General features: G+C 61.1%; 9 protein-coding genes and 2 pseudogenes. 9 read left to right on the forward strand and 2 right to left on the reverse strand.

Annotation, left to right across the window (positions count from 1 at the left end):
- From BW737_RS15175 to BW737_RS15210, 9 genes are all read left to right on the forward strand, one after another.
- Nucleotides 1-933 (forward strand): sugar phosphate isomerase/epimerase family protein (locus tag BW737_RS15175; protein ID WP_218961948.1); only part of this gene is annotated, 933 nt, incomplete at its 5' end.
- Complete coding sequence (locus BW737_RS19085) at nt 930-1553, forward strand: hypothetical protein (RefSeq protein ID WP_257210925.1); 624 nt, start codon at nt 930-932, stop codon at nt 1551-1553. The genes BW737_RS15175 and BW737_RS19085, both read left to right, overlap by 4 nt.
- Nucleotides 1535-1897 carry a sugar phosphate isomerase/epimerase family protein gene (locus tag BW737_RS15180; RefSeq protein WP_257210926.1) on the forward strand — a complete coding sequence of 121 codons (363 nt, stop codon included), beginning with the start codon at nt 1535-1537 and terminating at the stop codon, nt 1895-1897. Before BW737_RS19085 ends, BW737_RS15180 begins: the two co-directional genes overlap by 19 nt.
- A gap of 77 nt (nt 1898-1974) precedes the next feature.
- Nucleotides 1975-2841, forward strand: a complete 867-nt coding sequence (locus BW737_RS15185; protein ID WP_218961949.1) for a sugar phosphate isomerase/epimerase family protein — start codon at nt 1975-1977, stop codon at nt 2839-2841.
- 4 nt (nt 2842-2845) lie between these two features.
- Nucleotides 2846-3895, forward strand: a complete 1050-nt coding sequence (locus BW737_RS15190; protein ID WP_086615970.1) for a sugar phosphate isomerase/epimerase family protein — start codon at nt 2846-2848, stop codon at nt 3893-3895.
- Between the two features lie 9 nt (nt 3896-3904).
- On the forward strand, nt 3905-5641 hold the full coding sequence (locus BW737_RS15195; RefSeq protein ID WP_218961950.1) for a GMC oxidoreductase: 1737 nt from the start codon (nt 3905-3907) through the stop codon (nt 5639-5641).
- Nucleotides 5642-5696: 55 nt separating this feature from the next.
- Nucleotides 5697-6884, forward strand: a complete 1188-nt coding sequence (locus BW737_RS15200; RefSeq protein WP_086615971.1) for a Gfo/Idh/MocA family protein — start codon at nt 5697-5699, stop codon at nt 6882-6884.
- Between the two features lie 36 nt (nt 6885-6920).
- Nucleotides 6921-7919, forward strand: coding sequence for a sugar phosphate isomerase/epimerase family protein (locus tag BW737_RS15205; RefSeq protein ID WP_086615972.1), 999 nt, complete (start codon nt 6921-6923; stop codon nt 7917-7919).
- Between the two features lie 158 nt (nt 7920-8077).
- Nucleotides 8078-9523, forward strand: a complete 1446-nt coding sequence (locus BW737_RS15210; RefSeq protein ID WP_143233414.1) for an MFS transporter — start codon at nt 8078-8080, stop codon at nt 9521-9523.
- A gap of 229 nt (nt 9524-9752) precedes the next feature.
- Here BW737_RS15210 and BW737_RS20170 read toward each other — a convergent pair.
- Nucleotides 9753-10826: pseudogene (locus BW737_RS20170) on the reverse strand (IS1634 family transposase); the annotation flags it as partial.
- A 147-nt stretch (nt 10827-10973) separates the two neighbouring features.
- A pseudogene (locus BW737_RS15225) lies at nt 10974-12382 on the reverse strand (MFS transporter).
- Nucleotides 12383-12479: the final 97 nt, after the last annotated feature.

The raw sequence follows: 12479 nt of genomic DNA on the forward strand, positions 1-12479 counted from the left end.
TTGACACGAACGCCGCAGGGACTGCAACCTCCGCAGTTCAACAGGGAGTATGTGGACAACTACATCAAGCAGCTCGCGGCGCTGGGATTCAGTGGTCTTGACACGATGTTCTACAGCGTTTATCAGTATGCCGGGCTGTACGGGTCGATGAAGGCGTTCGAGCATCGAATTCAGGATCTGGGTCTGGAGAAGGTGACCGGGGTATTCAGGGCGTGGGCGCAGGCGACTCGCTATGCGGCGCCGCACGTCAGACAGACCCATGAGCGGATCATTGAGGACTGCCGTCAGACCATGGGACAGCTGGAGGGGCTGACGGGAGTGGAGAACTTCATTGTCATGCCATCGTCCACCTATTACCAGGTTGAGCCGGTCACCGATGACAAGATCAAGACGATGGCCGAGCTGTGGAGCCGGGTAGGTGAGATCGCCGAACAGCACGGTATGAGGCTGACGTGCCACCTGGAGTTCTGGGGGGCGATCCGTACTCCGGAGCAGATCGACACCTTCTTCGGCTACTCCGACCCGCGGTATGTGAACTTCTTCTGCGATACCGCGCAGCACGCCATCGCCGGGGTCGACCCGGTGGAGCTGTTTCGGAAGTACTCCGCGCGCTGCTCGGGCTTTCACTTCAAGGACGCCCATCAGGTCGACCGGGACGATCTGTATCGGACCCCGCCTGATCCGGAGCGGCAGTCGCCGGGCGTGCGCCGGTGGTTCCATGAAATGGGCGCTGGGGGCGGCCTGGTCGATTTCCCCGGGCTAATGCGGGCGATCGTCGATACCGGGTGGGACGGACTGCTGACCGTAGAACACGACGAGGCCGACATGAACGACTACGGATCCAGCTATGCGCAGGCCACGGCCGTAGCCAAGTGGTACATCGACAACGTGCTCGCCCAAGCCGAGCGCGCCGCCAGGGAGGCAACGAAATGAAAGACACGCTCAAGTGGGCCTACGCGCTCAACCAGTGGAAGCCCCGTATGGATGCCTTCACCCGCCACGAGGACCAGTTGCGCGCATTCAAGGTGACATCGGCGGCTGGCTTCGACTACGTAGAGCTGGCCTCGGGAAGCGGCCGCTGGGAAAACCTCGCCCGCCCGGAGGTGATACTGGCCAACCACGGCTCGGCCGAGGGCTTCCTCGACTTCCTCCACCAGGGCTCACTGAAAGGCGTCTGCTCCATGTTCTGGGACCCCACCGCCCCGGCCGAGGAGGACGACGGAATGCCCCATAATCCCGCCGATCCGGGCCAGCACGACGCCATCACCCGGACCTCACAAGTATTCATCGACTTTCTCGCCGCCGTCGGCGCCTCGACACTGGTAGCCCGACCCGCCCCGTCGGCATGGGTCACCGGGAAGCTGCCCGACGACGCGATCAACACCACCGCCACCCTGTGGAACACCATTGGAGACCTGGCCCGCCAAGCAGGCCTGCACCTGGCGCTGCACTACGACTGCTTGTCGTCCATTCACGACGCCGATCAACTCTCAACCTGCTGCAGGCAACCGACCCCGAACTGGTCGGCCTCGCGCTGGACACCGCCGAAATGACCATAGCCGGCATCGACCCACTCACCTTCTACCAAGCCCATGCCGACCGCGTCACACACATCCATCTCAAAGACACACCCCACCAAGACACCGACAACCAATACCTCCAACCCAACGCAGAGACCGCCATGCTCCAAGGAGACAGCGGCAACCACATCCAACGCTGGTTCTACGAACTCGGCACCCCGAACGGGCTGGTCGACATCCCGGCCCTCGTCACCGCCCTACGAGACCACTCGTATAACGGATGGACGGTGGTCGAAAGCGACCAGACACCCGAGCCCGCCGAAACCACACTCCTGAACAGCTGGTACATACAAAACAAACTGGACGTGCCGAAATGAACAAATGGACATACATGGACCATTGGCGATCCGAGTCTCCTCATGGCCAAATAGATCAATGGGAATCGCGGCGGACTATGGACCGCTTCCTCAAGCAAGTGGCGGCTGTCGGGTTCAGCGCGATCGATGTATTCGATTTCCGCTGGTACCAGATCGTCGGCGACTATGGATCTGTACGCAACTACCAGGAGTTCGTGCAGCAGCGCGGTCTTGAGCGGATCGTCAACATATTCCACGCCGCGGACTACGATCCACGCACGTACGCACCCCACATTCGGGAAACCCATAAGAACATACTGGAGGACTTCAAGGCTACCATTGACCGCTGGGCGGAGATAGAGCTGGACAACGTCGTGGTGATGCCGGCCACCTTGTATTACGACATGGAACCTGTGACGGAGGACAAGATCAAGGTGGCCGCCGAACTGTGGAACCGGGTTGGCGCATTAACAGCCGATGCGGGAGTGAAGCTGGCATGCCATCACGAGTTCTTCTGCGGGATCCGCTCGCGTTCGGAACTGGAAACGTTCTACGCCAACACCGACCCGGCGCTGGTCCACCTGTTCATCGACACCGCGCAGCACTGTATCTCCGGGGTCGATCCGGTTGAGCTGTATGAGGCGTACGCCGATCGTGTGAGCGGATTCCACTTCAAGGACACACGGAATCAGGACCTGGTTGGAGACTATCGAAGGAGGCCCGATGCCGAAGTCATGGCGGACACGACCGAGCGGTGGTTCTATGAAATGGGCGACGAGGGTGGCCTCGTCGATTTCGAGTCGCTGATGCGGGCGATCGTCAGGCACGGATACGAGGGCTATATCGGCGTGGAGCATGACAAGGCCGACAAGCTCGGAGGGGACTACGCGGAATCGACCGCAATTTCACGTTGGTACGCCAAGAACGTTCTGGAGCGCATTGTGAGTGAGGAGCGGGAATCATGATTCGTTGGTCATATGCCTCAATCAGTTCAAACCGCAGTTCGACCACTTCGTCCGTCGCCGCCAGCACGAGCGGGCGCTGCGCGTTGTGTCCATCTCAGGATTCACGGGAGTTGAACTGAATGCGGGTACCGGAAGATGGGAGCCGCTCGGCAACCCCGCACAGTTGGCTGCAAACTTCGGCTCTGTCGCGGGATTCCGACGCTTCGTCCAAGACGCGGGCTTGGAGGGCGTCAGCAGTTGGTTCTGGGATCCGGCAATCGGATTCCAGGAGGATCTCACCCACGGCGAGAACCCTTTGGATCCCGGCTCGCGCGGCGGGCTGATCGCGCACAGCACATGGCTGGCGGAGGCGCTGGCCGAACTGGGCGGAAGTGTCCTGGTCGTTCGTCCGGCGCCATACGCCGGTCACTCCGGCCCACTTGATGATTCCGCGCTTCATGTGCTGGCCGATTCATGGAACGCGGTGGGCGCCGCAATAGCTCCGTTGGGCGTTCGGCTCGGCCTGCATTTCGACTTCCTGTCCTCGCTGCGCGCGGCGGATGCTCTGGAAGGTCTCCTCAGGCTCACCGACCCAGAGGTTGTGGGGCTCGCTCTCGATACCGCCGAGTTCGTGGTGGCAGGTCGAGACCCACTTGACTTCATCGAGCACCATGCCGACAGGATCATTCACGTTCACCTCAAGAACGCTGCGGATGTTGATAACGATGAGGAATACCTGAACGCCGGCGCGGAATACTCGGTCCTCCGTGCCGGTGGGAGACGGGACGTGGCCAGGTGGTTCACCGAACTGGCGGAAGAACCGCTCCTGGTCGACGCGGCGGCGGTGACGAAGGCCTTGGCGGCCCACGGCTACGCGGGATGGATCGTGGTCGAAAGCGATATGAGCCCGCATCCCGCAAGCAGCACGATGCTGAACGGATGGGAGGTGCAGCACGTTCTGAAACCGATAACAGATTCGAGCGACTACTCATCGTCCATGCCGAGGCCTGCGACGTCTATTTCCTCCGACGAGGCGGCTCGGCGCAGCGCCGTTGACTCAACGGATAACAGATAGGAAGGAAAGATGAAGGAACAAGACATTGAGCGCCATTTCTATGCAATCGTCGTTGGTTCCGGGCCGGGCGGGAGCACCGCAGTCCGAGAGCTGACCGAAGCCGGAATGGACGTGCTTCTGCTCGAGGCGGGTCCGGAACGGAGCGAGGCAGAGTTCGTACGACCTGAGGAAGAGCCGGGGGCCCTCGGAATGGACATCATCCCCCGGGCGAAAGACATGCTGATCCGGGGCCAGGTGCGCCAGGCGTGTCGCGCCTTCTTCGACGGCGGGGTCAGCCCCTTCATGGTGAACGACCTCGAGGACCCGTATACGACACCCCTGGGGCAGTCGTACCTATGGATCAGGTCCAAGATGCTCGGCGGGCGGATGCAGACCTACGGCCGCGTGCTGCAACGCATGGGGAACCTCGATTTCAAGGCGGCGAGCCTCGATGGATACGGGGAGGACTGGCCGATTGAGTACGCCGATCTCGAGCCGTACTACGATCGGGTCGAGGAGCTCGTCGGTGTGTACGGAGACAAGGACGGGCTGGACCAGCCCGCCGACGGCAAGTACATCGGGCCGGGTTTCCTCAGCACGATCGAGAAGGAGTTCAAGGCCAAGGTCGAGACACGGTGGCCCGAACGCAAGGTCATTTCGTGGCGGGTGCAGGCGCCGTTCGAGGACCGCATTCCGCCGGGCATCGCGGCCGCTCGCAGGACCGGCAGACTGGTTACCCGAACTAATGCCGTAGTCAGCCGGATCACGGTGAACCCTCGCAGCGGCCTGGCGTCTGGAGCGGAGTTCGTCGATCGTGTGACGAAGCGGCGTCACCGTGTGTTCGGCGACGTCGTCGTGCTGGCCGCCTCGACTATTGAGTCGATCCGGCTCCTACTGAACTCGGGAACCACCGCTTTCCCGGATGGCCTGGCGAACTCCTCGGGACTGCTCGGGCACTACTTCATGGACCAGACGACGGCACTCTGCTTCGCGGACGTTCCGGACCGCCCCGGCAGCTGGGATGAAGACACGGCGCAGCCCGCGGACTCGTTCCACGGGCGTGCCGGCGGCATCCTCATTCCTCGTTTCCAGAATCTGGACGGTCGTCGCACGGAGCGGTACCTGCGTGGATTCGACTATCAAGGTATCGGCGGCAGAAGTCCGGTGCCGCCGGACGTGCCGGCGGTATTCGGCGGTGACGCCATGGGCGAGATGCTCCCCCGCTATGATAATTACGTCGGTGTGAGCCGTCGTGTGAAGGACAAGTGGGGTATTCCTGCACCACGGATCGACTGCACATTGAGCGCCAATGAGCGGATGATGACCGAAGACATGATGAAGGCCATCCGCGAGATGGTGGAATACGCGGGCTACAGGATCAATTTCATCGGCTCCACGGTGGGACTTGACTCCTCCAAGGTGTGGCCCGACTTCAACCCGCTGCAGCGGCAGATCTTCAAGGTCGGTATTCGCATGTCGCAGTCCCTCGGCGCCGCGATCCATGAATGTGGTGGGGCTCGTATGGGATCGGATCCGAAGAAGTCCGTCGTCAACAACGTCAATCAGACTTGGGACATCCCAAACCTGTTCGTCACGGACGCCTCCTCCTTCGTCACCAATGGGACTGTGGGTCCGACTCTGACGATCATGGCGCTGACATCCAGGGCTTGCAAGTTCATTGCTGAGCAGCATGCCTCGGGTGGTCTAACCCGACCCACGGAACTCGCTGCCGTTGAGCAACCCCGAAAGTCTCCGTCCAAGGCGTGAGATTCCAGGTCGGACCAATAACAGCTATGAGGATAGAACTGGAGATGACTGGAACATGAACAGCAAAGACTCATCGGCGCGCGGGCGCTTGAACGTGGCCATCGTTGGTGCCGGATTCATGGGCAGGGCGCACTCTAATGCGTGGCGTCAGGCGCCTAAGTTCTTTGATCTGCCTCTCGACGTGTCGATGGCCGTCCTGTGTCGCGCCGACTCCGCGCGCGCACAGGAGGCTGCGGAACTGCTTGGATGGGAGTCGAGCGAGAGCGACTGGCGGAATCTGCTCACCCGCGATGACGTGGACCTGATCGACATCTGCGTTCCTGGGGCCCTGCACGCTGATATCGCAGTCGCAGCTCTCAATGCTGGCAAGCATGTGCTGTGTGAGAAGCCGTTGGCCAACACCGTCGAACAGGCGGAGGCCATGGCAGAAGCGGCACAGCGCGCTGCAGCTCGTGGCGTTCAGTCGATGGTGGGGTTCTCCTACCGCAGGGCCCCGGCGATCGCGTTGGCGCGGCGCATGGTGGTGGAGGGAAAGATCGGCAGAATCCAGCAGATTCGTGCCGGCTACCGACAGGACTTCATCGTCGATCCGAATGAGCCGCTCAGCTGGAGGCTGGAGAAGGACAAGGCCGGATCTGGCGCTCTCGGCGACATCGGCGCCCACCTGATCGATCTGTGTCAGTACCTCGCCGATGACACGATCACCGAAGTGTCGGGAACGTTGGAGACTTTCGTCAAGCGTCGTCCTCTGGCCGCTCCCGGCAGCGGACTGGGCGGCAGACAGGCAGCCGAGGGATACGGCGACGTCACCGTTGACGATGCCGCATGGTTCCTCGGACGCATGTCTCAGGGCACCGTCGCCTCATTCGAGGCGACTCGGTTCGCGACGGGCCGTAAGAACGAATTGACCATCGAGGTATCCGGTTCCGCCGGAGCGTTGCGCTGGAACCTGGAGGACTACAACGTGCTTGAGTACTACGACGGATCCGAGCCCGCCGTCGAGTCCGGGTTCCGGCGAATTCTCGCCACGGAACCCGATACTCCCTACTACCACGCATGGTGGCCGACGGGCCACGTGATCGGTTGGGAGCACGGATTCACCCACCAGGTAGTCGATCTGGTGAATGCGATCGCTAGCGGGGAGAGTCCGCGGCCGACATTCGCAGAGGGGCTCAGCGTGCAACGCGTTCTTGCGGCGGTGGAGCGCTCGGCCGCATCTCGCGCGTCCTGGACGGACGTATGAGCTCAGCACGGGAAACAAGAAAGGAGACAGCGCATCATGACCCGTGACGTATCACTACTTACCCTGCAATGGGCCGACCTTCCGTTCGAGGAGGTGGCGCGACTCGCGTCCGAATGGGGCTTCGATGGCCTCGAAATTGGTTGTGCCGGAGATCATATGGATGTATGGAGGGGTGCGACCGATGACGCATACATCCAGGAGAAGCTGGACATCTGCGCGCGCTACAACCTCAAAATCGTGGCGCTCGCGAACCATCTGAAGAGCCAGGCGGTGTGCGACGACCCGATCGACGAGAGGCATCACCGAATGTTGCCGGATGTCGTGTGGGGCGACGGCGATCCGGAGGGCGTGCGCAAACGCGCTGCCGAGGAGGTCATGAACACGGCGCGCACCGCCCAGCGACTTGGAGTCAAGACCGTGGTCGGCTTCACCGGATCGTCGATCTGGAAGTACCTGGCGATGTTCCCACCGGTCGATGACGACCTCATCGAGGCCGGATGGGAGGACTTCTCGCGTCGCTGGAATCCAATTCTCGACGTGTTCGCCGAATGCGGTGTCCGCTTCGCCGCCGAGGTTCACCCCAGCGAGTTGGCATATGACTACTGGACGGCCAAGAAGATGCTGGAGGTGATCGATCGCCCCGAGCTCGGCATCAACTGGGATCCCAGCCACATGAACTGGCAGGACATCGATCCCGTAGGGTTCCTTGACGACTTCGCGGACAAGATCTATCACGTGCACGCGAAGGACTCCAAGAAACGCCTGACTGGACGCTCCGGAAGGCTCAGTTCGCACCTCCCATGGGACGACGGACGTCGGGGCTGGACATTCGTGTCGGTCGGACACGGTGACGTTCCGTGGGAGGACTGCTTCCGCGCGCTCAACCGTATCGGATATGCCGGGCCCGTGTCGGTGGAGTGGGAGGACGCCGGAATGGACCGGATGAGGGGAGCTCCTGAAGCTCTCGAATTCGTCCGCCGTGCGATGTGGGACGCGCCCGGCGCCTCATTCGATGCGGCATTTGCGACGCGCTGACGCACCGTCGTGCTGACGAGGGGCGGGTTGGCGGCGTAGACGCTGTTGGCTCGCCCCTCGTTCGGCTATTCATATCCGTCAGCAGTAGCGCCAAGCATGCGGCTTGGGGCTGGCGCTACGCTGAGATATTGGCGAAGTATCACTCACACACTAGTTGATTGAACGGCCACAATGATGTGGAGAAAATGATCATGAAAGCAAACTCTGCCGAGTCCGTCAATCCGTCCCAGTCTTCGGAGAAGCTATCCCTGGTTACAAAGATCTCGTATGGCCTCGGAGACGTCGGCGGCCAGATGGTGTGGAACCTGTCGTCCAGCTATCTGGTTCTGTTCTACACCGACAGCGTCGGTCTTGCGGCCGCCGCCGTGGGGACTCTGATGTTCGTAGCCAGAATCACAGACGCCGTCTTCGACCCGATCTGGGGGGCATTCACCGAGCGGCGACATACGAAATACGGCCGCTTCCGTCCCTGGATGATCTGGGGAGGTCCGCCCCTCGCGATCTTCACCGTACTGACCTTCAGCACGATCCCCGGCACGGAAGGCGTCAAGCTGGCGTGGGCCATCGTTACGTACATGATCCAAGGACTTCTGTACTCGGTAGTCAACCTGCCGTACGGGGCTCTGGCTACGGTGATGACCCGTGATTCGGGAGATCGAGTGGCGCTGAGCTCGTACCGGATGGTCGGAACGAACTTCGGAAGTATCATACTCGGCGCCATCACGATGCCGATCGTGCTGATGCTCAGCGGTGGGGGCGATGTCGCCACTACCGGCGGATTCACCGCAACCGCGGCGTTGTTCTCAATTGCCTCGCTGCCGCTCTTTGCGCTGGTGTTCTTTACCAGCAAGGAGGTCGTCCAACCGGTACCGGAAGAGACTCGTGTATCGTTGCTGAGCACTTTTAAAACGGTACTCGGAAACAAGCCGCTCATGCTCATCACAGCGATGCTGATCTGCACCATGACCAGTCAGTTCGGGCGGCTCGGCGTCGCAATGTACTACATAATCTATTCTCTTGGCCGGGTCGATCTGGCGGGATGGATTATGCCGATCCCACCCCTTTTTACGATCATCGGAATCGCGGCCTTCACACGATTCGCGAAGCGGCTCGGAAAGAAGAAGATGGTGATGATCTCGATACTCAGTTCCTCGGGATCGCTGCTGTTGCTCTTCTTCGCAGGACCGTCGAACCTCGTGGTCGTCATCCTGCTGTCTATGTTGTACGGGCTTGGTCTGTTCGCAACACCGATTGTGCTTGCAATGGTGCCGGACGCGATTGACTACCAGGAGGACCGGACGGGAGTCCGCAGTGATGGCACGTCATACGCGATGACTAGCCTAGCGATCAAGGTAGCATCCGCGCTTGGCGGGGCGATTGGAGCGTGGTGCTTGGCGGCATTCGGCTATTCGGCAGATGCGGCGCTGAGCGAAAGGACGTTGACCGGCATCAATGTTGCTGTCAACTTGATGCCCGCGGCGATTCTATTGCTCGGACTCATTCCGCTCGCGGCCTATCCGATAACGGAGGCGAAGTACCAGGCCATCCGTGCACGTCTGGAGGCCAAGATGTCTCCGACCGGGAAATCGGCTGACGATGAATAACGGCTCGGCAAGCCGGTGGAGAGGCGTTAAGACGCTTGGTGCGGTGTGCCGATTCTCGCAGCGGCCGTGACGGCCGGTCACGCCCGTACATTGAGCGCTGGCCGATCGCGGATCCCAGCCCACGGATGTCCAGACGCTGCATGTTCCTGGCTTCATGTGCCAGTCACGCCACGTATGCGACCGCAGTGGCCGGCACTATGGGATGTGCGTTGTCCCGGCAGTGTACGTTCTTCGATGTGCTCGTGACGGTGGCGGCTTGTAGGTGGCGGGCGGCCGCGAGGGATGCCGTCACCACGGTGAGGTGGGCCTGGATGGCGTCGTGGGTGTGGTGGAAGACGGGCCGGGCGCGCAGGTCGCGGGTGCTCGTGCGCAAGGGACTGCTCCGCGTGCCACATCCTGGTAGGAGGCAATCACCTCACCGGCGGGCATCCTAGTGGCGGGGATGTTGGTCACGTAGCCTTTCAGTCCAGCCAGCCTCCTGGTGCAGGCCAGAGCCTTCTCGTCGAGCACCTGGTCGCCTTTGTGTACGGTGACGAACCGGGTGGCCTTGGGACGCCGATCCCCGGCGACCACCGCCCTGGCCCGGTTGGCCTGCGCGGTGGGGGTCTTGCTGGTGGCGGGCGAACCGGCGCGCGCTGTAGGCCCGGATCGCGCGCCACGAGCCCGGATAAGCCTGAGCACTCCAGACGGCTCATCACGGACGTTCCGGTCGCGTTCCCGGCTGGTGGAGCCTCGGCGTGGGGGTGATGGTGTCGATCACCTGCCCATCAGCCAGGGCATCCCCGTGCCAGGCGAAGTGGGCGTCCAGGTCCGCCGGTGCCTTGGTCGCCCGTGAGCCGGCGATGAACCCCAGGCCGGCCTGGTCGAGTGCTTCGAGGCTGCTGGTTGAGAGCATGCCGGTGTCGGCCTTGTTGCCCTCCCAGCAGCCGACACGTAGCGGGAAGTCGACCCTATCCACCAGCAGCCCCACAATGACCTGCGGGCCCCGCCCGCCTCTACTTGGAATAGCCCACCCACCGTAGGTCGTCCTCCTTCTCCGCCTCGAAGTACAGGGTCGTCACACTTGCAGGCACAGACTGAGGTCCCCTCCGGCGGTGACGCGGGACAAGCCGGCGGCCTGAGGGGGCCAGGCCGGCCAGGTCCAGCACCCCTGGCCGCCCCGGATCTTCTCCCTGCCGGCCTGAGTCAGGGCTGCCAACTCCGCCTCACCCGTGGGCTGAGCCCAGGTGCTCCACAATCCGGCGCCCCCGTGCTCCTTGGTGACGATCTGCACCGCCATAGCCCCCGACGCGGTACGTACCATTACAAATGGACGGCTCACACGCCATCACTCTACCGGCCACCGGATTAGTACCCCACAACCACTAACCCAACCGCACCGCACCAGCGAAAAACCCTGATCATGACGCAGACTCACCAAAAATGAGACGAGCCAGGTGTGAGGTCGGTATTAGGAAGCGGGAACTTGACTGCTCTTGCCCGTCTCCAGCCTGGACCGGACCTCTTCATAGAGGTCTTCAGTCACGGGATAAAAGAACATCGGGATCGCTGCCAGAATGAGGAACGCTGCGGGTACGAGATTTACCGCGACATTGATCCCCAATGTCGCATGTTCTGTCTGGACGCTATTCGCCACGTAGCCGAACCCCGCTAGTATCCACGTGCCGATAGCTCCGCCAACTGCTGAGCCCAGCTTGATTGAAACGCTCGAAAGCGCGAACCCCGAGCCGTCGCTGCGTATACCGGTGCGATCCTCCTGGTAATCGATTGCGTCCGGAATCATCGACAGGGCCAGAGGTGTTGCGACGAAGAACAGGCCGTATAGACCGTTCAGTACAATGACGGCGGGCGTATTGGATGGTTCAACGAAGAATAGACATAAAAGCGGAAGTGCCGTCATTATCAGTGACACAATAAGAAGTCTGCGCTTGCCGAGTTTGCTTGACAGTCTCGTAAATAGGGCGATGCCGACTACGGTCGCGATAGAAGGTAGCGACATGAGTAGTGCCACCAAGTCCTGTCTATTCATGAGATATATGTAGTAATACAGGGCGACCGCAAGGCGGCCGAATATCCCGGTCAGCATGAGCAGCATTGTGGATGCCACCAGCATGAGCGGGCCATTGGTGACGACCACGCGAAAAGTGGTTGTAAGGGGAACGCGGGTTCTAGCCGTATCGGGTACGATCGCTTCGTGGCACCGCGCAAAGACCAGCCAAAGCATGGGAACGGCAATCAGAACCATCGTCAATGCGGTGAGCGTGTATCCTCGAATGTTTGTTGAATCCCCCTCGCCGCTGAACGCAATTGCAAGCGGCATTGTTATAGCGTTGATCAGAACTACCCCTACGTTCATGCCGACGGTTCGCGCAGAGCCGAGATCGACGCGTTCGCGCGAATCTCGGGACATGACCGCGCCGAGCGCACCATAAGGAAGATTGACCGCGGAGTATAACAAGCCTTGGAAGAGGTAGGTTAGTGCAGCCCATATCAGCTTGAAGTGTTGTCCGCCGGGGACGGTCATGAAGGTGAGGACGGTCATTGCTCCCATGGCCGGAGAGGCGAATAACAGCCACGGGCGAAACCTCCCCCATCTAGTAGGGTGCCGCTCGATGTAGGCGCCCAATATGGGGTCGAACAGCGCGTCGGTAACGCGGGCAAATAGCATGAGCCACCCACGGCGGCTGCGGCGAGGCCAACATTGTCAGTATAAAACAGCACCAGGTAGCTAGATGATAGCGACCACATCAGTTGGCAGGCCAGGTCTCCAAGCCCATAGACCAGTTTCGTCGACGTCGACAGCTGCGCACTGGCGACGTTCAGGGTGTTCTCTGGGCTGTTTTTACGGAGTGCATTCATTGTTCTTGTTCCGGCAAGGTAGATCTACTGTTTACTCTTGAGTTCATTATGATGCGTTAGTTTATTTCGTAGGTGTCGGCTGTTTAGCGGGTGGTTT

This window comes from Actinomyces ruminis, assembly GCF_002154335.2.
GTDB lineage: Bacteria > Actinomycetota > Actinomycetes > Actinomycetales > Actinomycetaceae > Actinomyces > Actinomyces ruminis.